19 protein-coding genes are annotated in these 24,833 nt (G+C 40.8%); 13 read left to right on the top strand and 6 right to left on the bottom strand.

Annotated elements, in window-relative coordinates:
- From ACM0OW_RS24020 to ACM0OW_RS24035, 4 genes are all read left to right on the top strand, one after another.
- On the top strand, positions 1 to 2,430 hold a 2,430-nt coding region (locus tag ACM0OW_RS24020), incomplete at its 5' end, for a hypothetical protein (protein ID WP_414552999.1).
- A gap of 56 nt (positions 2,431 to 2,486) precedes the next feature.
- Entirely contained in the window at positions 2,487 to 2,999 is a 513-nt protein-coding gene (locus ACM0OW_RS24025; RefSeq protein WP_414553001.1) for a hypothetical protein, read from the top strand.
- A 78-nt stretch (positions 3,000 to 3,077) separates the two neighbouring features.
- Positions 3,078 to 5,015, top strand: a complete 1,938-nt coding sequence (locus tag ACM0OW_RS24030; RefSeq protein WP_414553003.1) for a VgrG-related protein — start codon at positions 3,078 to 3,080, stop codon at positions 5,013 to 5,015.
- Positions 5,016 to 5,096: 81 nt separating this feature from the next.
- Positions 5,097 to 5,384 carry a PAAR domain-containing protein gene (locus ACM0OW_RS24035; RefSeq protein WP_414553005.1) on the top strand — a complete coding sequence of 96 codons (288 nt, stop codon included), beginning with the start codon at positions 5,097 to 5,099 and terminating at the stop codon, positions 5,382 to 5,384.
- A gap of 1 nt (position 5,385) precedes the next feature.
- Here the strand turns inward: ACM0OW_RS24035 and ACM0OW_RS24040 are convergent, their stop codons facing one another.
- On the bottom strand, positions 5,386 to 5,523 hold the full coding sequence (locus tag ACM0OW_RS24040; protein ID WP_414553007.1) for a hypothetical protein: 138 nt from the start codon (positions 5,521 to 5,523) through the stop codon (positions 5,386 to 5,388).
- Between the two features lie 22 nt (positions 5,524 to 5,545).
- Between ACM0OW_RS24040 and ACM0OW_RS24045 the strand changes: the two genes are divergently transcribed.
- The 8 genes from ACM0OW_RS24045 (at position 5,546) to ACM0OW_RS24080 (ending at position 20,495) form a co-directional block, all read left to right on the top strand.
- Entirely contained in the window at positions 5,546 to 5,968 is a 423-nt protein-coding gene (locus ACM0OW_RS24045) for a GPW/gp25 family protein (RefSeq protein ID WP_414553008.1), read from the top strand.
- 200 nt (positions 5,969 to 6,168) lie between these two features.
- Positions 6,169 to 8,361 carry a putative baseplate assembly protein gene (locus ACM0OW_RS24050; protein ID WP_414553010.1) on the top strand — a complete coding sequence of 731 codons (2,193 nt, stop codon included), beginning with the start codon at positions 6,169 to 6,171 and terminating at the stop codon, positions 8,359 to 8,361.
- An 8-nt stretch (positions 8,362 to 8,369) separates the two neighbouring features.
- Entirely contained in the window at positions 8,370 to 9,440 is a 1,071-nt protein-coding gene (locus tag ACM0OW_RS24055; RefSeq protein WP_414553012.1) for a phage tail protein, read from the top strand.
- Positions 9,441 to 9,520: 80 nt separating this feature from the next.
- Positions 9,521 to 10,780, top strand: a complete 1,260-nt coding sequence (locus ACM0OW_RS24060; RefSeq protein ID WP_414553014.1) for a DUF4159 domain-containing protein — start codon at positions 9,521 to 9,523, stop codon at positions 10,778 to 10,780.
- Between the two features lie 70 nt (positions 10,781 to 10,850).
- A complete protein-coding gene (locus tag ACM0OW_RS24065; RefSeq protein WP_414553016.1) occupies positions 10,851 to 13,028 on the top strand; it encodes a hypothetical protein in 2,178 nt (725 codons plus the stop codon).
- Between the two features lie 122 nt (positions 13,029 to 13,150).
- Positions 13,151 to 15,943 carry a hypothetical protein gene (locus ACM0OW_RS24070; protein ID WP_414553018.1) on the top strand — a complete coding sequence of 931 codons (2,793 nt, stop codon included), beginning with the start codon at positions 13,151 to 13,153 and terminating at the stop codon, positions 15,941 to 15,943.
- A gap of 177 nt (positions 15,944 to 16,120) precedes the next feature.
- Positions 16,121 to 18,535 carry a CHAT domain-containing protein gene (locus ACM0OW_RS24075; protein WP_414553019.1) on the top strand — a complete coding sequence of 805 codons (2,415 nt, stop codon included), beginning with the start codon at positions 16,121 to 16,123 and terminating at the stop codon, positions 18,533 to 18,535.
- A gap of 229 nt (positions 18,536 to 18,764) precedes the next feature.
- Complete coding sequence (locus tag ACM0OW_RS24080; RefSeq protein ID WP_414553021.1) at positions 18,765 to 20,495, top strand: ShlB/FhaC/HecB family hemolysin secretion/activation protein; 1,731 nt, start codon at positions 18,765 to 18,767, stop codon at positions 20,493 to 20,495.
- A 307-nt stretch (positions 20,496 to 20,802) separates the two neighbouring features.
- Here the strand turns inward: ACM0OW_RS24080 and ACM0OW_RS24085 are convergent, their stop codons facing one another.
- From ACM0OW_RS24085 to ACM0OW_RS24105, 5 genes are all read right to left on the bottom strand, one after another.
- The gene (locus ACM0OW_RS24085; protein WP_414553023.1) at positions 20,803 to 21,894 is read right to left on the bottom strand and encodes a YbjN domain-containing protein; all 1,092 of its coding nucleotides are present in this window, start codon (positions 21,892 to 21,894) and stop codon (positions 20,803 to 20,805) included.
- Positions 21,895 to 22,134 carry a hypothetical protein gene (locus ACM0OW_RS24090; protein ID WP_414553025.1) on the bottom strand — a complete coding sequence of 80 codons (240 nt, stop codon included), beginning with the start codon at positions 22,132 to 22,134 and terminating at the stop codon, positions 21,895 to 21,897.
- Between the two features lie 107 nt (positions 22,135 to 22,241).
- Complete coding sequence (locus ACM0OW_RS24095) at positions 22,242 to 22,508, bottom strand: hypothetical protein (protein WP_414553027.1); 267 nt, start codon at positions 22,506 to 22,508, stop codon at positions 22,242 to 22,244.
- A 156-nt stretch (positions 22,509 to 22,664) separates the two neighbouring features.
- Entirely contained in the window at positions 22,665 to 23,462 is a 798-nt protein-coding gene (locus ACM0OW_RS24100; RefSeq protein WP_414553029.1) for a hypothetical protein, read from the bottom strand.
- A gap of 89 nt (positions 23,463 to 23,551) precedes the next feature.
- Positions 23,552 to 24,295, bottom strand: coding sequence for a hypothetical protein (locus ACM0OW_RS24105; protein WP_414553031.1), 744 nt, complete (start codon positions 24,293 to 24,295; stop codon positions 23,552 to 23,554).
- A gap of 202 nt (positions 24,296 to 24,497) precedes the next feature.
- Between ACM0OW_RS24105 and ACM0OW_RS24110 the strand changes: the two genes are divergently transcribed.
- Positions 24,498 to 24,683 carry a hypothetical protein gene (locus ACM0OW_RS24110; protein ID WP_414553033.1) on the top strand — a complete coding sequence of 62 codons (186 nt, stop codon included), beginning with the start codon at positions 24,498 to 24,500 and terminating at the stop codon, positions 24,681 to 24,683.
- The last annotated feature ends 150 nt before the right edge of the window (positions 24,684 to 24,833 follow it).

Raw genomic sequence — 24,833 nt, forward strand, 5'->3', positions numbered from 1 at the left:
AATCAGGCGATCGCACCTTCCCCAACACCTACAGAATCAACGGTAATTCAACCACAGCGTGAAGATACAGCATCAGTAACTGCTTCATCTGGGAATCAAGATATTGCTTCTCCTACGACACCTACAGAATCAACGGTAATTCAACCACAGCGTGAAGATACACCATCAACCGCTTCCTCTGGTAATCAGGCGATCGCACCTTCCCCAACACCTACAGAATCAACGGTAATTCAACCACAGCGTGAAGATACAGCATCAGTAACTGCTTCATCTGGGAATCAGGCGATCGCATCTCCCAAAACACCTACAGAATCAACGGTAATTCAACCAAAACGTGAAGATACAGCATCAGTAACTGCTTTATCTGGGAATCAGGCGATCGCACCTTCCACAACACCCATAAATCCGTCAACAGAATCAACGGTGATTCAACCAAAACGTGAAGGTACAGCATCAGAAATTGCTTCCTCTGGAAATTCAGAAAACGCACCTTCCACTAAACCGATAAATTCGCCTACTGAATCAACGGTTATCCAACCACAGCGTGAAAGTACAGCATCAGAAATTGCTTCATCTGGGAATCCAGAAGTTACTTCTCCCACTAAACCCATAAATCCGTCAACTGAATCAACGGTGATTCAACCACAGCGTGAAACCAATGATTTGGTTCAAATGTCGGAACTTGATGTTGCTAAATTAGCACATGAAAGTGTCACGCCAAGTCGCAAAGTCGCAAAGGTAAAAAGTGTAGATGCTTCCTCTGCTAATTCCGAAATTGCACCTTCCACTAAACCGATAAATTCGTCTACTGAATCAACGGTAATTCAACCACAGCGTGAAGGTACACCATCAGTAACTGCTTTATCTGGAAATTCAGCAGTTACTTCTCCGACAACACCCATAAATCCGTCAACCGAATCAACGGTTATCCAACCAAAGCTTGAAGGTACAGCATTAGTAACCGCTTCATCTGGGAATTCAGAAAACGTACCTTCTACAACACCTATAAATCCGTCAACCAAATCAACGGTTATCCAACCAAAACGTGAAGGTACATCATCAGAAATTGCTTCATCTGGTAATCAAGATATTGCTTCTCCGACGAAACCTTCAAATTCGCCTACTGAATCAACGGTAATTCAACCAAAACGTGAAGATACACCATCAGCAACTACTTTCTCTGGTAATCAAGATATTGCTTCTCCGACAACACCCATAAATCCGTCAACCGAATCAACGGTGATTCAACCAAAACGTGAAGGTACAGCATCAGCAACTGCTTCCTCTGGGAATTCAGAAAACGCACCTTCCACAACACCCATAAATCCGTCAACTGAATCAACGGTGATTCAACCAAAACGTGAAGATACATCATCAGTAACTGCTTCATCTGGTAATCAAGATATTGCTTCTCCGACAACACCCATAAATTCGCCCACAGAATCAACGGTAATTCAACCAAAGCATGAAGATACACCATCAGCGACTGCTTCATCTGGGAATTCAGAAGTTACTTCTCCGACAACACCCATAAATCCGTCAACTGAATCAACGGTGATTCAACCACAGCGTGAAACCAATGATTTGGTTCAAATGTTGGAGCTTGATGTTGCTAAATTAGAAGATGAAAGTGTCACGCCAAGTCGCAAAGTCGCAAAGGTAGAAAGTGTAGATGCTTCTTCTGGTAATTCCGAAATTGCACCTTCCACAACACCTGTAAATTCACTTACTGAATCAACGGTGATTCAACCAAAGATTGACAATACGCCATCAGTAACCGCTTCATCTGGGAATTCAGAAACTACAGTTATTAATCTTCAACCGGAGAAAGAAAAACCAACTCAAAATCAAAACCCAGAAATTCCTCAATTACCTACAGTTCTGAAAAATATATCTGATTTCAGACCTTTCTCTCAAGCGTCTAATTTGATATCAAGGAGTTTTGCAGATGAAACAGCCGCAATGGATACTTCTACACCGACACCTGTACCTGTGTCTGCTTCTCTACCTCGTCGCATCCAAAAATCGCCGTCTCAAGACATACCAGATTCATGGTCTAGTATATCTGAATTAGTCGGTGAAAAGAAAGTAGCTGATCAACCCATAGTTGTACAACCTCGTATGGACGAGAATCAACGGGATAACGGATTGAAATCTCGCTCAATCCAGAATCAAAAGTTAGCAACAATTAACACTCAAAATTCTAGTTATTCAAATCAATTACTTCAGGCATATAGGACTGATAATGATACTTCCACATCAGTAGAAAACTTAGAGGAGACTAATAATCCAGATACTAATGTATCAGAAGAAAATGAACTTAAAAATCTAGATATTTTAGCAAGAGAAGTCTATAAAATGTTGAAAAATCATTTAGAAATAGAACAAGAACGACGAGGAAAAAAATACTCAGGACGATTACCTTGGTAAAAGTTAAAGTTTAAATAGTTCAGGTTAACGGTATATTAAAACGCATAAAAAAAGCCATGTCAACTCTAGAAAAAGCTAAACTGATTGCTGTCGAAGGAGGCGCACCAGATATAAATTTTATGTTCAACCCTACTCAGTTGAAATTTTCGCGCCAATTAAATCTCAATGCTTCCGAGGGTGCGGTTACTGATAAAGGATTGAATAAAGTCAGCTTTGCTAATCCAGCACCTTGCAAACTGACAATCAGTGATATTATCTTTGATACTTACGAAAGTGGCGGTACTGTTCTCACGCACATCGAAAAGTTTGAAAAAGCCGTTAGCTTCGCAGAATCTGGGCCTGGCGCAAAGAAACGCCCACCAGTTTATATATTTACTTGGGGCAAACAGCAATATCTCAGATGTTTTGTCGAATCCCTGGATTATAGTCTGATCATGTTTCTGGCTGATGGTACACCAGTGCGGGCAAAAGTCAACGTAAGTCTCAAAGAAGTGGATGAATCTTTTTCTCAACCAGGTATGGGCGCTCCTAAAAGTGTAGACCGTCAGGGAGGTGGACGATCTAAGTAAACTGAATTCGACTTTTGGGGAATAGTCCATAATTTAATATTCGTATAGTCTGTGAAAAATTAACCCCTGACAATATGTATGCCTGTCCATTACATACCTGAGCCACTGCTGCAAATCGATGGTGTAGATGCTTCTAAAGATTTACTCAATGATATTCTGCAAATTTCTGTAGAAGAGAGCCTGCACTTACCGGGAATGTTTACCCTAGTAATCAGCAACGATTATTTTCCTGGAATGTCACAGGAAGAAGCTTGGAAACACCAGAGCTTATTTGCAATTGGTAAGAAGATAAAAATCGGCTTTACCTCTAGCACTACACAAAATGCAGACTTTGAAACTCAGGACAGAGGCAATGTATTAGAAGGGGAAATTACAGCTATCGAAACTGAGTTTAATGAAAAATCTCAGGCTCCGATAATTATTCGCGGCTATGATATTTCTCATCGCCTGCATCGAGGGCGTTATAACAGGTCATTTCAAAATATTACTGATAGCGACATTGTTAACCAAATTATCGGTGAGGCGGGTATCGCATCTGGAACAGTTAGTTCTACTAGTATTGTCCATGATTACGTCTTTCAAGAAAATCAGACTAATATGGAATTCTTGCGGGAAAGGTCAGCCCGCTTAGGCTTTGAGCTATATGTTCAAGATGGTAAACTAAATTTCCGCCAACCTAAACAAGACGAAGCGCTGAATCTCAAGTGGTTGGAAGATATGCACAGTTTCCGTGTGCGAGTCACAAGTTCAGAGCAGGTGAGTTCTGTGGAAGTACGGGGTTGGGACTATAGCCAAAAGCGGTCGATAGTATCTACAGCATCAAAGGAGCAGGTAATTACTAAAACAGATAATGCTAAAGGCAGTGAAACCAGCACTAAATTTAGTGTTAAGCCTAAGATGATTGTAGTGGATCAGCCTGTTTTCAGTGCTAATGAAGCTCAAAAAATAGCTCAATCTCTGTGTGATGAACTGGGCGGAGAATTTGTCAGTGCTGATGCTAAAGGTGAAGGAAATCCCCAAATCAGACCAGGACGAGTAGTTAAGCTCACAGAAATGGGTACTTACAGTGGTAGTTACTACGTCACGGAAACTCGCCATTTATTTCATGAAGGTAGGTATATTACAGAGTTTAGTGTCCGGGGCTTGCGCTCTGGAGACTTATTCGCGACATTAACGCCCCAAACACATCTGCAACCAGGACAAACCCTTTTAGTAGGAGTTGTCAGTAATAATAAAGACCCTAAAGGCTGGGGTCGTGTCAGAGTAAAGTTTCCTACCCTAACTGAGGAGCATGAAAGCAATTGGGCGAGAGTTGTGAGTGCAGGAGCAGGCCCTAATAGGGGGTTTGACTGTTTACCTGAAGTTAATGATGAGGTCTTAGTCGCCTTTGAACATGGTGATATCCATCGCCCTTATGTCCTTGGTGGTGTGTGGAATGGCAAAGACGCGCCATCGGAAAAAGTGGATGATAGCGTTGTTGGTGGTAAAGTACGCCTACGGACATTTAAAACCCGTGTGGGACATAAATTACAGTTTGTAGAAGAAGATAAAGGCACTAAAAAAGGTGCTTATCTCCAAACTACAGACGGTCACAATTTACGCATGAATGACAGCGATAAGTTTGCTGAATTAGAAACTACTGGTGGTCATAAGTTTCGCTGTGATGATAGCAATAAAACTATTAGTTTAACTTCAACAGGTGATATTACAGTTAAATCTGGGACAACTGGAACAGCTAATAAAATTAGTGTCAATGGTGCTGAAATTGCGTTGACTGCTACTCAAAAAATCACCTTAACTGTTGGTTCTAGTAGTATAGAAGTAACTCCCAGTGGTATTACTATTAAAACTGGTGGAACATTGAGCGTGCAAGCTGGCAGTTCAATTAGTGTGCAAGCTAGTTCTTCCTTGAGTGCTACTTCTGGTGGTTCATTGTCAACTAGTTCCGGGGCTACGACTAGCATTAATGCGGCTGCTTCCGTGGGAATTGCCTCACCGATGATTAGATTGAATTAATTATTAATAATTGTTCAAAAATCAGTATCATTTAATCAAAGAAAATTCAATTTTTTTACTCAAAACGCAGCACTTTTTATTATGTTTCTAGCCGCACGACTTACTGACTTAACTGTTACAGGCGATCCAATTACAGGCCCTGGAATGCCGAATGTATTGATTATGGGATTACCTGCTGCTTGCGTTGGAGATTTAGTCGCTGGTCCAGTGGTAACAGGAAGTATTGTCATGGGTTCTTTTACTGTCTTTATTGGTGGACGACCAGCTGCACGTGTAACTTCTCAGGTGGTTGGAGCTAATACAGTCACAGGTGTACCATTAACTACAGTGGTGGGAGTAGGTGCGCCAACTGTTTTAATTGGTGGTTAAATTACTTAAAGGATGTATTACTCTGTGTTATCCCAAAGTTCTCCAAGCGATCGCTCCAAGCTCGACTTTTGGCGAATGGTATTGGTATTCCAGATGGGCGTAAAGTAGCGTAGACAATCATTGTCTTGCTGCTAGACATCGCTGGTAAAACTTAACTTGCTATGTTAGAACTCAATCAAAATCAGCAGAGTGACCACCTGGGTACAGGTTGGTCTTTTCCGCTACGAGTAAATGTACAAGGCAGTCTGCAACTTAGTACAACAAAACGGAATATTGAAGAATCGATCATCCTAATTCTCCGCACAGATTTGGGTGAGCGAGTGTATCGGCCTAATTTTGGTTCAAGGTTGTCTGAGTTGACCTTTGCGCCAATGAATACCCATACTTTACTGTTGTTGCGCCTATATGTTCAAGAAGCTTTGGAAATGTGGGAACCGCGCATTGTTGTAGATGCAGTCAGTGCAGATCCTGACCCACTAAGAGGTCGGGTAGATATTGAAATTGAGTATCACCCTAAAGCTACTCACGAATCGAGAAGTTTAGTCTTTCCTTTTTATCTCAACGGTATAGAACGAGAAGAATGAAGAGTGCTGAGGAAAGTGCTGAGTGCTGAGTAAAAAGTTTGCCCACCAGGGGCAGAGTATTTATTAAGTGAGAACTTACTGAGTACTTTCTAGTTTACTCAATACTCCATACTCAATACTCCGTACTCAATACTCCGTACTCAATACTTCTTACTCAGCACTCAATACTTCTTACTCAGCACTCAGCACTTAATAAAACCGTGGAATTTGATTTTTTACCGAAATTACCGAAACCTGATCTAGACGATCGCACTTTCAAAGATTTAGTAGATGAGTGTATTCTCAGGATTCCTCGCTACTGTCCTGAATGGACAAATTACAACCCTAGCGATCCGGGAATCACACTCATAGAGCTATTTGCTTGGTTAACTGACCAAATGCTGTTGCGGTTTAACCAAGTACCGACGCGGAATTATATTACTTTTTTAGAGATGCTGGGGGTACGGTTACAAGCACCGACTCCAGCAGTGGTAGATATTACTTTTTATTTGAGTGCGGCTTTACCTAATACCTACACCATACCGATGGGGGTAGAACTGGCAACAATCCGAACCGAAAATGAAGAAGCGATCACCTTCACTACAGATCGTCCTTTGGTGATTGATGAACCCCAAATTCGCCATTTTCTTACTTCGCCTACGACAGAGGACACACCAGCCAGCTTACGCGATCGCTTTACCAACTTCTGGACTATTCGCCCTGACGGCGATTGGTACGGTAGGGAATTAGGATTTTTTGAAGAGCAACCCCAACCAGGAAACAGCTTTTATGTAGTTATTGATGAACAATCTCAGTGTGAAGGTAATGTTTTAGCACTGCAAATCAAAGGCGAGTCTGCCACAGCTACAGGTATTAATCCCGATGCACCCCCCCGGCGCTGGGAAGCTTGGAATGGTCTGGAATGGGTTTCGGTACTGCTGCAAGAATCTGACGACAGTACCAAAGGCTTCAGCTTTAGTGAATTAGCTGCTCAAGGTATCAACCCCCTCCAAGGTGCTGATGTAGTCCTACATTTGCCCCAATCTTGGCCTGTAACTACTTTTACTGCATTCCGAGGACGCTGGTTACGTTGCACTCACAACTCACCACAACCCAATCAGCCAGGATATAGCAGTTCTCCCCGGATGGTGGGTTTATCTATTAGAGCCATTGGCGGTACTGTCGGCGCTAGTCAGAGCGAATTTGTTCACAATGAAATTGTCGGCGAAAGCGACGGTACACCGGGACAGACTTTTCAATTACAGGGAATTCCTGTATTGAATCGTCGAGAAGATGAATATTTGCTGATTACAGCACCGGGAGGAATGCCCCTAAGATGGCAAGAAGTTTCAGATTTTGCCAATTCTGGTTCCCAGGATCTACACTACACTATTGATTCTCGTACAGGTACAATCCAGTTTGGCCCACTGATTCGAGAACCTGCTCAACTGCAACAGCAAACTCAAAGACGAGAATTTGCCCAAACAGGAATACAGCAGAGTATGTTGCAAAATCCGGTACTCATGAATGAGTTAGAGCGTCAATATGGTGCTGTACCACAGCGAGGCTCGGTGATTCGCATGATTGCATACCGCACAGGTGGCGGACGTAAAGGCAATGTACAGAAGGGAACAATCATTGTATCAAAAACGGCTGTTCCCTATGTTGCTGGATTAGTTAACCATACCTCAGCCGTCAACGGATCTGATGCCGAATCATTAGAAGATGCAGTGATCAGAGTTCCGGCTATGCTTCGTACTCGCGATCGCGCCGTCACCCCAGAAGACTTTGAAGTACTGACTCTACAGGCTGGAAGTGGCGCAGTTACCCGTGTGCGCTGTTTACAAGCCACATCTAAAGCCGATGCTGGGACAGTTCGGTTGTTAGTTATACCCAATGCCAATACCGATGCGATCGCTCGTGGTGAAGGTATGGGGCCAGAAATATGGGCGCTTAATCCCCAATTACGCAACCAAATAATGGCTTACTTAGATGAGAGGAGGTTATTAGGAGTACAAGTTAAGCTACAAGCACCTGAATATGTGGGTGTAACCGTGCAAACAGAAGTAGCATTAGAGCCAGAATACAACAACCCTACAGCCCAACAAGACATTCTTTGGAAATTGCGAATCGCCCTCTACCGCTTTCTCAACCCCATTACTGGCGGCAATGATGGCAAAGGCTGGCCGTTTGGCCGACCTGTGTATCCTTCCGATATTGTCAATTTATTCCAACAATTTGCAGGGGTGCGTTATCTGGGTGTAGTACAGTTATTTGAATTACGATATACCGGACAAAACTGGGTGAGAATATTACCTCAAAATCAAGTTATTGATCCGGGTTCTCTCGGACTCATTTGTTCATGGAATGATCCGCGCCTGCGTTCAGGTCATGTTGTTAATCTTATACAGTGAGTGCTTTTATGACTAGTCAAGTTCTGCACCTCCAACTTACTTCTATGCAGTTGCTCGATGCGATTCAGCCATCAGCGATAGGTAAAGGTGCGGCGGATATTCGGCAATCAGCACTCAGTACACAACAATCAGCAATTAGTACATCACAATCGGCACGGGCTGGTTGTGATGTCGTGATTTATCCCCAGGAACCCAGCGAAATTGTTTTGCAATTGGAAAATTTGGGCAGTCGGAATCTGCGCTTAAATGTTCAAATTGAGGGCAACTTTCCCTCAGAATGGTGTCGTATCGGTATGGAAGGCTATGATTTAGCTCCGCGATCGCGCATGGATGCTTTGCTATACTTCCAAATTCCCGCAGATTTTTTTGAAAATCAAGGGTCTTTGGGATTAGGGCAATCGTTGGTGCTGGATTTTCATGGTCTAATTTATGTTTATTACACAGAAGAAGATACAGGCAGACAACTAGTTGAAACCTCTGGTATAAATTTATATATTCGTCCCCGTAGTTTATATTTAGATTTTTTACCTGTACTTTATCGAGAAGTAGATTTTATTGGTCGCTTCTTAAAAATATTTGAGCAGGCTTTTGAACCCGCAGTTCAAACAATGGATGCGCTTTGGGCTTACCTAGACCCAATGACTGCACCGGAAGCACTACTGCCTTTTCTCGCGCATTGGGTAGCTTGGCCAGTCGATAGCCGTTGGACTTTGGCGCGACAACGTTATTTGATTCGCTCGGCTGTAGAACTTTATCGCTGGAGGGGAACACGTAAAGGTTTACGTTTATACATACATCTTTATACAGATTTGCCCTTAGATGATCAGATAATCAGAGAAAGAGATAAACACATTTGTATTGAAGAAATCCTCGGTCAAGGTTTCGTTCTGGGCAAAGCACATCTAGGACAAGATGCCATGATCGGCGGTGGTCGTCCGTATCATTTTATTGTCCGCTTACGTCCTGATATCCCAGGTCAAGTAAATGAAGAATTGGTACGCCATATCATTGAACAACAAAAACCCGCCTTCTGCACATACGAACTTTATATTGAAGAGTCATTAGTCATTAGTCATTAGTCATTGGGAAGTTACCGTCTTCCCCCCCTGCACCCTGCACCCCTGCCTCTTTCTTGTCCCTAATTCCTAAGAGAACGCCTATGTTTCCCCCACCCCAAATTCAATCTTTAGAACGTTTACAAATTCAAGATGGATTGTTGATTAATGCTGAACGTTGGCAGCGATCGCATGAATACCATCGTCAGCGCCAAAATATTCATTATCAATCACTGAATCAGCCGGGAATTGTTTGCGGTTTGGGTGTGAGTTTGATTTCTGCACCCCAAAATGTTCCCTCCCAATATAACGATCAGCGCTGGTTGCAGATTAGCCCAGGTATAGCTATTGATTTAGTTGGTAATCCGATTATTGTTTCTCAACCTATAGACTTTTACGTAGCGGCTGATATTCGCGGAGAACAACCCCGCTTAATTTACATAGTATTAAGTTATGTAGACCCAGACGCTTTACAACGCAAACAAGTAAACGAATTTGAAGCTGAAAGTTTTCGGATTGATGAAAATACCACACCTCCAGAAGCACTAGAGGTGGAATTGTGCCGGATTTTATTACAACCGGGATTAGTCAGTATCAAACATCCTCAAGATGTTTTTTATCCAGGTTTAAATAGTTTGGACTTCCGCTATCGAAAAATAGCGCGATCGCGTCCTAGTAATCTTGTCCGTGTTGCTCATCTGGAAACTACCCAGCCAGAAAATCCGCACAGTTTTGCTAATCTCTCTTATTTACTGCAATCTACCGCCCATCTCACCAGTACATTACAAGGAGATGAACAAATTGCTCGGCTAGCTTTTCCTCTCCAAGATCCTAGCAGTGCGATCGCCTATGACTTGTTATTTACTACAGGTCATCAACCAATAACCCTAAATAGCCAAGAATTAACCGACATCAAAAGCTATTTAGATGCAGGCGGAGTGCTGCTAATTGAATCCCCCACTGATGCTGTAGACCGACTAGATAGCATTTTGGAACTTACGGAAAAATTAGACACTCCTTTAGAGGATATGCGAAGATTAGACCGCAATCATCCCATGCGGACGCAACCTTTCTTATTTGCAGCCTTCCCCACCCTGAGCCAAAAGCCTATGCAAATCTTAATTGCAGGTGGCATTATCTTAGTTATTGGCGAATTATCAGCCGCTTGGGGATTAGATGAAAATCTCGCCTTACCACGCGAAACAATTCGCACGGCACAGGAATTAGGAATTAATATTTTACATTTCGCTTGGGCTAGGCGACAAATGACTCAGTTACAAAAACAGACTATAGTGACTGCACCCACGCCAGCCGCACCAGAAAAACCTGACGCATTAAGAAACCTCTTTAATAAATTAGAATAATAACTTCCTAATTCCTCTTTCCTTTGTATAGACGAAATTCATTGCATCACTCCCTACTCCCCACTCCCTTATGGCAGTATCACTAATTCATACCAATGTTTCGGCAAAAGTCCTTAACTTTACACCAGGTGGTTCACCCGCATCTTTTGAAGTAAGTGTTGTGAATGAAAGCAATCAATTTGCTTCTTTTGAATTGCAAATTATCGCCGCAGGTAGTAGCTCAAACTGGAGTGATAATTGGTATAGTATTTCTCCAGCAGTTAGTGCCAAAAAACCACCTGGAGATATTACAAACTTTCATGTGAGTATTACCGATACCCCTATTCCTGGGTTTGTCGGCAAAATGAATATTATCGTCCGCATCTTCTCATTAGAATTAGGGGAAGATAGAAAACTTTTGCGTCTGATTGTAGAACAGGGTACAGGTTTTGTACCCATGAATGTTGACCTACCTATACGAGAATTTTCGGCTCAACCAGAAACACTAATTGAAATTCCAGTCCGGGTAACTAATTCTAGTCAAACTTCTGCTCATGTGTCCCTACGCTTTTGTGGAGTAGAACCGCAATGGCTGCTTGATGGTACTGAACGATTACTGCAAATTGCGCCGGGAGAAAAAGCAGAAACCTCCTTTTTATGCCAACTACCAGTTCCTGAAAAAGTTGATAGCAAAGTATATCCTTTCACTATTGAAGCTACCCATAAGAACAGTTTGCCATCCATAAGTCCTCCAGGGTTAATTAAAGTGCTACCGGGGGGATTTCTGGATTTTCAATGCATTCCCGAAAAGCAACATATACCTGCATCTCGCCGTTGGTTTCCTCAGTGGCGAACTAACTCAACTACATATCTCATTGAGTGTCAGAACGCTAGCAATCTCAACGAGCAAGTACACATCGAGATGAAAAAAGGTGAGGAAGAACAGAGGAAATGTTTTTGGCAAATCTTACCGGAAGTAATAGAAATAAAACCAGGTAAAATAGAGCAATTTGAAATATTAGTAAGTAAGCGGCGACGGTGGTTTGGTTTAGCTGAAAAACTATCATTTATAGTTAAAGCTGTTGTCTCAGATCAGCGAATAAATGTCAATAACGAAAACCAATTTCTGAAACTCACAATTCATCCAGTTCTGCATCCGTGGTTACAGTTAATCTTATTAATTTTACTGCTAGGTTTACTCTGGGCTATGTCATGGCTCAATCCTAATAACCCTTTTTTCGGACATCAACGGCCTGTCAATTCTGTGCAGTTTAATGGAGTTGGTGGCAAAGCTATTAGTGGTTCTCAAGACCAAGGGATCATTAGATGGCACGTTCCTGGGTTCGCCAATCCTCTAATCAACCAATATGATCTCAGATTGGCGAAGGATGCGGGTAAATCAGTACGTGTTGTTCGCTATAAACCTGTAGATAATGATGTGGTTGCAGCAGGTTTAGAAAATGGAGAAATCCAAATTTGGAATGTAATTGGTGGTACTAATCAACCCAAAGCTACTTTGACTCTGAATAAAGATGATCGAATTTTTGGTTTGGAATTTAGCCAAAGTTCACGCTCTTTATTTAGCGGTCATGGTAGTGGGTTGGTTTTACAGTGGGATATAAATAATGTTCTTTTACGTAGTGCTACTGGTGGCAAATCAAATATCAAAATCGAGCAACCTTTAAGCCGTAAACAAGTTAATTTTGCTATTTCTGATTTAACCTTAATTGGGCAAGAACGGCAAAATTTATTAATCGGAGGTCGGTACAATAATTTAGTAATGTGGAACCGAGGGCAAGATAGTTTAATCCCAATAAAATATAATCCGCCTGGTAGTCAAAATGATTATATTACTAGCTTAGATAGTGCTGAACATCGAAGCAATCGGCTGGTTACGTCTGATACAAATGGGCAAATTACTGTGTGGAATACGGAGTCATGTGTGGCAAACAATAATGGTCAATGTGAGGTTGTTGACAGATGGTCTAATGGTCATGGTGGTCAGGCGGTGCGCTCGGTTTCTATTAGTAATGATGGTTGTTATATAGCTAGTGGTGGAGATGATAATCGTGTCATGCTGTGGCCATTAACTACGGCAGGTAAACGAGCTGATATGAATGGGAGGGTAGTCCGTTCTGCTTCGCAAAAATTTAATAGTGTAGATATTAAGCTAGTTAAGCAACGTATCCTGATAATTAGTGGTAATGATAACCGACAAGTGAGGGTAGATATTCAGCAGCCAGATAAAAGTGGGCAGTGCCAAGATTAATTTTTGGATGTATTTGGGTACAGTTAAATAAGTTTTAAATTTTTTTAACCAACCGCTCCAGACGCAGAGGACACAGAGATTTAATTTCAAATTTTTTTCAAATTTTTTACGGAGAGATGAGCATGACTACCACAAATGCAAAATCTGGTTTGAGTATGGTAGAGGTGCTAATGCTGCCGCCTCAACAGCGCAAACTTGTACAGTGGATGATGAAGCGATCGCATGAAGGGGTCACTTTAACAGAAGCATCATTCAAAATCGACTTGAATCAACAAGCTACTTTAGATTTATTGGATGAGTTAGTTGATCAAGGTTTCGTACAAGAAATCTTAACATCTGATGATGATGAGGTGAAATACCAGATTAATCTGGTGGCGAAACGAGGCATTCAACAGCAAAATCTCTCCAAAACTTTAGCCCCTGGTAATCCTCTGGCGATCATTTTCAATCCTTCTGCTGATTATGCGGTACAAGCAGGCTCTCGGTTTGAAATCTCGGTGACGGTTTCTAATAAAGGTGCAGAAAGCGCATTAATTGATGTTTTTATTGATGATTTATCACCTCAACTAACTCAATGGTGTGATGCACCCCGGCAGAGGTTGGCATTAAGCCCTGAGTCAATGGGTGAAATCTTTTTTCAGTTTCAAGTACCGATAACGGCGATTCCTAGCACTTACAACTACATGATAGTTGTGGATGCACCAGACCATTACCCAGAAGATACACCCATTCGTCATCAGTCACAACTTCAGGTTTTACCGGCAATTGAAACTGTTGTTAAAGTTAGTGACCCGACATTTTCACTTTTACCACTGACCAGTTCGCGATCGCCTGCGCCAATTCCCCCTGGTGGTATTCTTCAAGTCAGCGTCAATGTTCACAACCGTTCTAATCGAGTAGACCGTTTTCGGTTAAGTTGTCTAGATTTTGACGAAAGTTGGTTTAGTGTCCATTATCCAGAAGGTTTACAAACCGTAGGATTAATCATCCCTAACATGGGATTAAATTTGAACCCTGGCGAGAAGGGTGAAATTACATTGTTATTAAATCCGCCTTTAAATGCAATTGCTGGTCTCTACTATCCCACCATTCAGTTGTACTCGGCTAATAATCCAGATTTGGCACTGTTAGATGTCATCTATCTGGAAATTTTGCCATCTTACCAACTGCTTACCGAACTGATGACCGTTGTTGGTAGAGTTAGACGCAAAGGTGGAGTATTTGAAGTCAAGTTTACCAATTTGGGTAACACTTCACGAGAAATTATTTGTCGGACGATTGCGGCTGATGAAGATAAGTCCTGTACTTATGCAATCTCTTCTGAAAGGTTGCGCCTGATACCAGGAGAACAAGTACAGACACAAGTAACGGTGACACCCGCAAAATGGTGGCATCGTCCTCTATTCGGTTCGGGGCGTTTGGTTAACTTTCGCATTGAATTAGAAGACCAACAACAATTACCTCTGCCCTATAATTCACTACCAGGAACTTTAGTTTGGGAACCTCGCCCTTGGTGGCAGTTTCTTTTAGTCTTATTATTAGGTTTGGGAACTTTAGCTGCGATCGCATTTTTAATCTGGTGGCTATTACGACCGCCAGCACCGCCAAAAATTCGCCAATTTAATTCCCCCGATACTACATATAAACAAGCTAATAATGATTTCATTCGCCTAAGTTGGGAAATTAACAATCCCAGAACATTGCGAACTCTATCCTTAACTGGTTTATTTGCCGACGGTACAACAGCAGTCCCACCCATTGTTTATCAATTCAATGGCAAAATCCCCAATGAACTGCAACAATTCTGTCAAATGGGGGCAGTTTTAACTTGTGCAAATGTGCCGACAGATGCCCGCAAACCTGGAAGTTATAATTTTGAACTGCAAGCTTTTAGTCGTAGGAATCCTGACAGGGCAGCAGATGTGGTGAAAACAAACACCATCCAAATTACTCCCATTCCTCCTCTCCCACAACCCGAAATTGTCGAATTTTTCTCTACCAAATCTATTTACCAACAAGTTGCAGATAGTTCTTCTGATATACCTTATATAGTCCCCTGTACTAACACAGGCAGAATCGATGCCCGCACTAGCCTAGAACCTATTTGTTTGAATTGGAAAGTGAATAACTTAAACCAAATTAAAGAGTTAGCTTTAATTGGACGATCCTCTGAAGGCATCGTTACAACTCCTCTCAAACGTTATGATTTTAGCAAGGATATTTCTTCAGAATTAACGCCTAAATGTACTAAAGCAAAAAATCAACTTAATTGTAGCAATGTCCTGGTGCAAAATCCTGGGTCGGGAAACTATATTTTTGAACTTCAAGTAATTTCTAAAACTGAGTCAGAACAACCAATTGCATCTAAAAAAACAGATGTGATTCAAGTCCAATTTTTACCTAGTAAAATTTTACAATTTCAAGTTGATAATCAAGAAAGAACTAAATATCCAATTTTACTGAATCCTCAACAATCTAGCCAATCTATTAATTTATCTTGGCAAGTAGAAGGAAGTCCAAATATGAAAGTTGAACTGCTACCAGTACCGGGGAATGTTACACCAGCAGGTGCTATAGCATACCCTATTAGTCAGCAACCTGGTAGCGAAACTATTACTTTGCAAGTCACTAACCCAGCAGGTGAAATTATTAGCCGTTCTGTGATTATTGAAACTCTTCTTCCACCTGTTCCACCAGCAGGAGTTAATCAAATACCTGAATTACCAGGAGTTATGATACCAAGCTCTGGTCAACCTCCTGTCAGCCCAGCACCAACATCACCTACACCGACAGGTTCTCCGTCTTCTCCTTCCTCACCTTCTTCTAGTTCTCCTTCGACTCCTCAGCCTGGTTCTCCCACTCCTTCCCAACCCGGAAAACTTTCGCCTTTAGAATTACCTCCAGGTTTTGATTAATATCGTTTGTTTATACAGTGGGTGGAAGAATTTTATGAGGAACGAACCACATTCGCGCAGCGTATGCCCCCAGGGCTTTAGGACGCAAAGTACACAAAGGAAAGAAGGAAAGAAGAAAGGAAAGTTTTCTTTGGGAATGGTGATTAAAAACTAAATTTTCTCTTAATTAAAATTTTTATGTTGAAAACTCAAAAGTTGCAGTTTGTTCGGTTTAAAAAGTTATCTTTGTTACTGGTTTTAACTGTCGCCTGGCTGTCCCCTAATAGTTTTTTCATTTTACCAGCTATATCTGCATCACATCGAAGTGTCGCGGATCGTCAGTATCGGGCTGGTTTATTGTTAAAATTGGGCAATCGACAATTAACTACGGGACAATTTGCGGCAGCTTTAGCGACTTTGCAGGAGTCAATGCAGATTTATCTAGAAATAGGCGATCGCACTGGGGAAGCTAATAGTTTATTTCAATTAGGTGAAACTTATTTTAGCCTCGGAAACTATCAACGGGCAATTACTTTATATCAAACAAGTTTACGAATTATGCAGGATTTGGGTAATCAGCCCCGTCAAGCCCAAATTTTAGAACATCTCAGTAATGCTTATATTCAGGTTGGTGATCAGCAGTTAGCTGAAGAATTTAAAACCCGTGCTGTAGAACTCAGAAGAGAAATTGGTAATCCTGAACAAGCCACTACATTTTTAAGTAATGTTGGTTTTGAACATAAAACAGCAGGTGAATATCAACAGGCGATCGCCTTTCATGCACAGCAGCTAGAAATGGCTCAAAAAACTAAAAATCGCCCACAACAAGTATATGCTTTCCAAAATCTCGCTAGCACTCATCGCAAATTAAAACAATTTACCCAGGCGATTGTTTTTTACCAGCAAGGATTAACAATTGCTAACCAATTAGATGATGCGGCTTTGTCCAGTATTATTTTAAACCAGTTAGCTGAAACTTATGTATTACAGGGAGATTTCCCGCAGGCGATCGCTTTCTATCAGCAACAGCTAGAACTAGCCGAAAAACCCAATTATCCTATTAGCAAAGCTGATTTAATTAAACAGTTAGGACAAACTTATATTGCATCAGGAGATTACGAACAAGCACTGTCAATTTATAATCAACAATTGCAATCAGCCACCAATAAGTTTACAGAGGGAACGGCTTTAAATAATCTTGCATTTGTCAACTTCAAATCTGGCAATTTAACTGAGGCTGAGAACACTTTAAACAAGAGTATCAAACTTTGGCAAACCCTACGTTCTGATTTGAAAAATACAGAAAATTTTGCGCCAGAACAAGCAAATACATACCTTCTACTACAACAAGTCCTGATCGCCCAAGCGAAACCGGAAGCAGCTTTAGAAGTAGCTGAAGCAGGAAGCATGATGGCATTTTTAAACTTGCTGGGAATGCGTTTAGATTCCGAGTCAGCCGGGACTAATTTAAAAGTTGCTCCGAAACAAGTTAAGCCACCCACAATTAAAGATATTCAAGCAATCGCTCAACAGCGTCAAGCTACTTTAGTTAAATACGCAATTTTTCCCGATAATCAACTTTATGTTTGGGTAATTCAACCCACAGGGAAAATTACATTTCGGCAAATTGATCCGAAATCAGAAAATACAATTTCTCCTATTAATTCTATAGCAGAAGTGATTGCTAATATTCCTGGTAGTTTGGGTTTACCAAACCAAGAAACAGCAACGAAAACCGATGCTAAACCATTACTACAGCTAAATCAGCTATTAATCAAACCTATTGCCGATTTGTTACCGAGTAATCCTACAGAACCGGTAATTTTTATTCCCCAAGATGAATTATGGTTTATTCCTTTCGCAGCTTTGGTGGATATTTATGGCGAATACTTGATTGAAAAACACACAATTTCCACAATCCCAGCCATTCACACTCTTCAGTTAACTAGAGAAGTCAGAAACAGAACTGGCGGGAGTAAAGTTGTGGTAGTGGGTAATCCGATTATGCCCAAAATTGCCAGAACAATTAATGAGACACCGCAACCATTACCACCATTAGTCAATGCAGAACAAGAAGCTTTAGAAGTTGCTGATTTCTTCAAAACTACAGCTTTAATTGGTAATCAAGCCACGAAGGCAGAAATTGTATCTTTGTTACCAAATGCTAAAACAATTCATCTAGCTACCTATGGGGTTTTAGATGATATTAATAGACAAGGTATACCAGGGGCGATCGCACTAGCTAGCGCTGGTGATGCTAACGGACTCCTCACAGCCAGCGAAATTCTCAATTTATACACCCAACCCAAAGGAAAACGTTTACGGGCTAATTTAGCCTTTCTCAGTGCTGGTGAAACTGGGATTGGTAGCAAGGGTAATGGTGTCCTCGGTTTATCCCTGGCGTTGATTCATGCTGGTGTTCCTAGTGTAATCATCTCCCAATGGGCAGCAGTCGATACCCCTACATCTGCTTTCACTACTGAATTTTATCGTCAGTTAAAACAGAACTCCAATAAAGCCCAAGCCTTGCGTAATACTATTTTGACAACGATGAAGCAATACCCTAATCCCAGAGATTGGGCAGGATTTAGTTTAATTGGTGAAGCACGATGAAAATTTTAAAAGTATAAAAATTGCAGCAAAAAAGTCAGCAACATGGTTAAATATTATCCATATAGAAGATTTATCACTGGGTAAAATTCGTATTAACAAATACACCAGGATACACAGACAAAAACACGTATACGCAAGGCGACTTCTCAAAGAGTAGTAGCTTTTTGCATGGTACACAGATAAATTTGTGCTTTCGCAGATTAGTAAACGCTATAGGTCGAAATTGACAATGCAAAATTTCATCAATAATCGATTTTTTATTTTATTTTCTAATTACGTTGTGATTACGGTAGTATTTCTGTTAACTCTGCCAACAATGGCACAATCCCCAAACCCAGGAGGCGAAAGAAATTTAGACCGTTTTCCTCAACCTGGGACAATTCCAGAACCTCTACCACCATTAGATGAACCATTTTTATCGCCAACTCCTACCCCAGAGGCTTTACCTACAGAACCTTCTGAAAGTCTTCGGGTAGAAAAAATTCAAGTCACAGGGAGTACAGTTTTTACCTCTGAAACCCTGAATACCATCACTAATCCCGTGGAAGGGCGTTCTGTGACTTTGGCAGAATTAAGAGAAGTTGCGAATGCGATCACCCAACTTTACCTTGACCGTGGCTACATCACTTCCAGAGCGATTTTAGTAGACCAAAAAATCATCGATGGTGTTGTGGAAATTCGGGTCATTGAAGGTAGCATTGAAAAAATAGAAATTGAAGGGACTGAACGTTTAAATCCTGAATATGTGCGATCGCGTGTCGCTTTAGGTGTAGACACACCTTTAGACACAGCCAAATTAGAAGACCAATTAAGGCTAGTCCAAACTGACCCGCTACTGTCAAATATAGAAGCTAGTTTACGTCCTGGCACTGGTACTGGTCAAAGTATTCTGGTGCTGCGTGCCAAGGAAGCTGATGCTTTTAGTGCAGTTTTTAGTGTTGATAATTACTCCCCACCTAGCATCGGTTCAGAAAGATTGGGTGTTAGCGCTACCTATCGCAACCTGACAGGAATTGGTGACGAAATCGCGGCATCTTATTATCGCACATTGCAGGGAGGCTCGAATATTTATGATCTGAATTATCGAGTCCCTTTAAATGCGATGAATGGCGCTTTACAACTACGAACCTCAATTAATAATAATCGCATTATCCAGGGCAATGATATCATTAGGGGTTTTGATATTAGTGGGGAATCTCAACTGTATGAAATTAGTTATAGACAGCCACTAGTGCGATCGCTGCGGGAAGAATTTGCTTTATCTTTAGCCTTTACTGCCCAGAATGGTCAAACTTTTACCTTTGCTGGACCGACACCCTTTGGTTTAGGCCCCGATGATCAAGGTAATAGCCGTACCCGTGTGCTTAAGTTTGGACAAGATTATGTCCTTCGGGATGTTCAAGGTGCTTGGGCATTGCGATCGCTCTTTAGTTTAGGTGTTGGTGTATTCGATGCTACTATTAATGATAGTCCTATCCCTGATGGACGCTTTTTTAGTTGGTTTGGACAAATCCAGCGAGTGCAACGCTTAAGTGCAAATAATTTATTAATTGCCCAAGCTGAAATTCAACTAACACCGAATCCTTTATTACCTTCCCAGCAATTTGTAGTTGGCGGTGGTCAATCAGTTCGCGGCTATCGGCAAAATGCTCGTGCGGCTGACAATGGAGTGAGATTTTTTGTAGAAGACCGCATTACAGTACAAAGAGATGCTACAGGAAATTCTACATTACAAATAGCCCCATTTTTTGATTTAGCTTATGTCTGGAATGCTGATGATAACCCTAACCTTTTACAGAGACAAAACTTTTTAGCTGGTCTAGGAATGGGAATTTTATATCAACCATTAAAAGACCTCGATATTAGGCTAGATTATGCCCTTCCTCTGATTAATTTAGATGACCGGGGAACAAATGCCCAAGATGATGGCTTTTACTTTAGTGTGAGTTATCGTCTTTGAATTTTGAAATAGCCATCTTCTGTGACTCAATACAATTCAGTTAAGCCTAAAAGTCAACGTCTACTACTTCTCTCAATATACAAGGTTGGGTTGTTCGCGTTAGCGTTGTGGAGCAATGGAACGTTAACGTAGTTTGCCGTAGGTGAAACCCAACGTTTGCATGACTTTGTTGGGTTTCACTTCGTTCTACCCAACCTACAATTTTCTTAACTGAACCGTATGTTTTATCACCAGGGATTGAGGGCTATGCTGCTTATACAGCAAGCACTTTAACTTGCTTGTCGCCCCCTCAAACGGCTGAATCAATTTAAGTCCTGTTTTTGAGTAGACTCTCATAAATACTTAACTGTTCTCTAAATTCTTCAATTTCAATTAACAGTTCCACTTCTTTTCTACCCACTAATTTGTCTGTTGGTAATTCCTGTAGACGCTTATCAATCCGCCAAAATAGTTTATCTAATTCTACTACATCTGTCTTAGCTGGTGAATCTAATGATAGTTCCCCATGCTGCTCATTCCAATTATTGAAACACTGTAACAGTAAACTTGTCTGTCCTGCTAATCCTGAATAACGTTGAATTAATTTGAAATTTTTAGCCGCTAATTTTACCTTTGTAAAAAAAATAGATGCTTTTGTAAATGTTTCCGTTTCTAATTTCCCTAATCTCCCAATAAGTGCTTTTTTTAGTTTCTCAGTTATCAATTGAGCTTGCTTCTGTTGATAGGATGCTACCATCTGTGATACTTGATGGAATTGAGCAATTTCTTCTGGTGTTAATCTTGCTAATATATGGCAATCCCTTTCAGGATTTTTTTCCTGCTGCTGTATATCTGTTTCAAATGATGGGTTAACTGCTAACTTAACTTGGTTTTCAACAGGTATTAAATGTAAAACTTGTTCAGATGAAGATTGCGGTAAAGCTTGAAGTCTTTCAATTTTATCAATAGCAAATTCCGCTAAAACATCACCAGTAATTACAGAGATAATTCCTGGGAGGTATTTATCCATCATGTTGATGTTAGTCTCAACCAAGTTCTTGATGCAGGTAAAACTCAATTTGTCATCTTCAAAATCAATACTAGTTTTGTAGCGAATTTCTCCATCTCTAAAATCTAGTTCAAAATTGCCAATAATCAATCCATAATTCGCTCTAGCAATAAATTCTGATATAGCTAAACGCTGAGATTGTGGAGCGGTAATCGGACAAACAGAGTAAAAGATAAATTGGTGCTGCGCTTCTTTAGATTGAGCATAGCAATTCCATTTACCATTTTTACCTTGACAAACCATTTGCAAGGCAGATTCAGATTTTATCTGCTCAAAAGACCAATTATCTTTTTTGAAGAAATTGACAAGTACATCAAATATATTTTGACTATCAATAGCCTGCTGATTCATTTAAAATTGGTGATTTTCTTGGTTAAATTTAACAATTTCTTCTGGCGCAGAATTAATTAGTTTAATCATTTCTAGAGCTACATCAGCCATTTCTTTAGCACGGGGATCTGGCATTATTTTTAACTCAATTAACTCATTGAGTAAATTAGCTGCTTGAATACCAGATTTTAACAAGGCTTCTTGGTATTCTTGTTGCAAAGTTTTAGAGGGTATTGGATTTTGCTCGTTTTGGTTTTCCATAATTAATGTGATTAATCAATATAATTTAAAATTACTTTATCATTTATGCAGGAAATCTGTAAATAGTTCCTTTTTCATCACTTGCTTTAAAATTAGCGCATACATATTTATTTGGCTTTTTGGCCTAAATATACTTTGGCTCCTTCGATAGATATTTGAGCAGATACAGCAAAGGTCGTAACAGTAATTTCTCCTTCTTGCTGTTGTAATAAACGTATGGTAAAAGAATTATTACTGTGGAGTTTGATAAAGCCCCGTACTTGAGTTAAATGCAAAATACGTCGTTTAGTCCAAAATGCTCCCCACTGAGATTTTGATAAGCAACTTGTATGACACCAACTAAAAGCACCTTGCTGATAGGCCGGCCGTATCATCTTCATTTAAAAGATACGTGTCTAACTTCTCGAACTGACCACTGAATTCAAGGACTGGACGTTTACAGATAAAGCAATTTTCTAAATTCATTCCACTACCTTGGCTTCAAAATTAGCGTTTAATTATTTGGCTTTTACATTTAAATATTTCTCGGATTATTCTTTGAGAAATTCCCAATACTTATAACGTTCTTCTGGGACAGGAACTGCTAATTGGAAAAACTCCGTATTGTCAGGTATAAAAACTGGTTGATGGATTTGATGCTCGATAATACACTCTTTCCCTGGCTGGATGTTAGAGACTTTCAGATAAATTCCACTTTCCCAGACTTGACCATCCTGTGTGGGATTTTTTGTCCTCATGCCAATAGTCAGATATGGTAGAACTAGATTGGAGTTATTCGTTACTAAAATTTTAACGTTTCTATTTTTATCAAATTCCACTACTTGCCATTGGAATTTCCTTCTCGCTTCCACTATTGCCTGTTCCTCATACGTGAATGGCTTGGGTCCGTTTAATATCTCCTTCCATTCTTTCTCGTCATAGGATTCACGCACATCTGTACATCTAATAATGAACCATTCCTCAAAACTATCAGCTATTTTTTCCAAGCCATCTTCAGTCAATTCATAAATAGGTGACTCTGTGCCTGGTATCAGTTGGGAAGAAATGAAATATGCCTTTGAATCATCAAAGTATCCCACAAGCAAGAGTTTGTCTCGATTATTGAGAGTTTTTTCTTGAGGTGGATTGAGTACACCTACTTCATAATAATTATTTCTTTGGTACAGTTTCGCTCCACCAAATTTGGTAATAAACTCCAGGTAGGATGGTGGCAAAGATGACAAAAATCCTGTTGGTATATGAAGATAATTCTCTGCTTTATTGCCCTCAATAATGTGAAACTTCGGCGTTTTAATTTCAGAAATTTCTGTTTCCAACCATTCGTACATTGTCCTATACCTCCCTTACAAACTATTTAAAAACTAAAAAATTAAGTAAAGTTCTGACATTAGTTTAAGTTTAATAAACAAACTTATTTTCATTTGTCCTTATTCCTCCTTCTCTCACCAAATCTTTGCTGGTCTGTTTTACCCGTGACTGGATCGGGAATCATGTGTTCAGTGTTGGGATCTCCAAAGGCAGGTTCTACAACCATCGGATCTCCTCCATCAGCTAGTGGTCGTGGATGAGATGCTCTGGTGGGCTGACCCGTAGCCGGATCTATTGGCCATTTCTCACCAGTTCTTTCTTCCCATCTTCTTCTAGCTTCTAGTTTACGATTTTTGAAATACTGCCTTGCTTTTTCGAGTTCCTCTGATGTGCGGACTTCCCCGTGCGGCAATTCCTTGATAATTCTTGGATCAGTTATAGGTTCTCGTTTTCCACCTCTGGGTTTTGTACCCTCTCTGCTACCAAATCTTTGCTGGTCTGTTTTACCCGTGACTGGATCGGGAATCATGTGTTCAGTGTTGGGATCTCCAAAGGCAGGTTCTACAACCATCGGATCTCCTCCATCAGCTAGTGGTCGTGGATGAGATGCTCTGGTGGGCTGACCCGTAGCCGGATCTATTGGCCATTTCTCACCAGTTCTTTCTTCCCATCTTCTTCTAGCTTCTAGTTTACGATTTTTGAAATACTGCCTTGCTTTTTCGAGTTCCTCTGATGTGCGGACTTCCCCATGCGGCAATTCCTTGATAATTCTTGGATCTGTGATAGGTTCTCGTTTTTTACCTTTTCCTGTAGTAGTATAATCGGCATCAATTTCATGATCACTGGCAATCATGTGGATTGAGTAATGACCTAGTTTCTTCGGACGTGCCTCAAAATTTTTAATCCATGTATATCTACTTTTAACACTGGCGTTTAATAAACCAATTAAAGCAGGAACAGGAGTATTAATAACATCATTAGTTTCTGTAATAGCTTTAGCTGTTGCTAGTGCAGCGGGTAACTCAGCAGCTTTTCTGGCTGCATCATCACCATTTTTGGCAGCAGGGGCTTCTAGTTCTAATTTGGCTGGGTTATTTGAACCGACATCCGGGTTCTTAGGACGAGGTGTAGATGTTGGTGCATCAGGACGTAGTGTAGGAGGTTTAGCACCTGGTAGATTCCACTGTTTAGCAGCCTGTTCAGCAAGTTCTTGTTGTTGGCCCCACCACTTGGCTGTTTGATCTGCTTTTTGGCTACCCCAATCGAGGAATTGCTTACCTCGTTGACCAGCAGGAGTATTACTTAACCAATCTGCTCCACGCTTAACTCCCTCTCCGATACCGTTGGCGAAATATTACTTAACATTTGATAGAGGGGAACTTCGGTGTAAT

It is taken from the genome of Anabaena sp. CCY 0017, from assembly GCF_963920885.1.
In the GTDB taxonomy this organism is placed as follows: Bacteria; Cyanobacteriota; Cyanobacteriia; order Cyanobacteriales; family Nostocaceae; genus Nodularia.

Bases quoted from the DNA above. Each gene is read 5' to 3' on its own strand.
- ACM0OW_RS24045 (WP_414553008.1), top strand. From the start codon at position 5,546: ATGTTAGAACTCAATCAAAATCAGCAGAGTGACCACCTGGGTACAGGT.
- ACM0OW_RS24070 (WP_414553018.1), top strand. From the start codon at position 13,151: ATGACTACCACAAATGCAAAATCTGGTTTGAGTATGGTAGAGGTGCTA.
- ACM0OW_RS24035 (WP_414553005.1), top strand. From the start codon at position 5,097: ATGTTTCTAGCCGCACGACTTACTGACTTAACTGTTACAGGCGATCCA.
- ACM0OW_RS24030 (WP_414553003.1), top strand. From the start codon at position 3,078: ATGCCTGTCCATTACATACCTGAGCCACTGCTGCAAATCGATGGTGTA.
- ACM0OW_RS24060 (WP_414553014.1), top strand. From the start codon at position 9,521: ATGTTTCCCCCACCCCAAATTCAATCTTTAGAACGTTTACAAATTCAA.
- ACM0OW_RS24105 (WP_414553031.1), bottom strand. From the start codon at position 24,295: ATGATTGCCAGTGATCATGAAATTGATGCCGATTATACTACTACAGGA.
- ACM0OW_RS24055 (WP_414553012.1), top strand. From the start codon at position 8,370: ATGACTAGTCAAGTTCTGCACCTCCAACTTACTTCTATGCAGTTGCTC.
- ACM0OW_RS24090 (WP_414553025.1), bottom strand. From the start codon at position 22,134: ATGGAAAACCAAAACGAGCAAAATCCAATACCCTCTAAAACTTTGCAA.
- ACM0OW_RS24080 (WP_414553021.1), top strand. From the start codon at position 18,765: ATGCAAAATTTCATCAATAATCGATTTTTTATTTTATTTTCTAATTAC.
- ACM0OW_RS24040 (WP_414553007.1), bottom strand. From the start codon at position 5,523: ATGTCTAGCAGCAAGACAATGATTGTCTACGCTACTTTACGCCCATCT.
- ACM0OW_RS24065 (WP_414553016.1), top strand. From the start codon at position 10,851: ATGGCAGTATCACTAATTCATACCAATGTTTCGGCAAAAGTCCTTAAC.
- ACM0OW_RS24085 (WP_414553023.1), bottom strand. From the start codon at position 21,894: ATGAATCAGCAGGCTATTGATAGTCAAAATATATTTGATGTACTTGTC.
- ACM0OW_RS24025 (WP_414553001.1), top strand. From the start codon at position 2,487: ATGTCAACTCTAGAAAAAGCTAAACTGATTGCTGTCGAAGGAGGCGCA.
- ACM0OW_RS24075 (WP_414553019.1), top strand. From the start codon at position 16,121: ATGTTGAAAACTCAAAAGTTGCAGTTTGTTCGGTTTAAAAAGTTATCT.
- ACM0OW_RS24095 (WP_414553027.1), bottom strand. From the start codon at position 22,508: ATGATACGGCCGGCCTATCAGCAAGGTGCTTTTAGTTGGTGTCATACA.
- ACM0OW_RS24100 (WP_414553029.1), bottom strand. From the start codon at position 23,462: ATGTACGAATGGTTGGAAACAGAAATTTCTGAAATTAAAACGCCGAAG.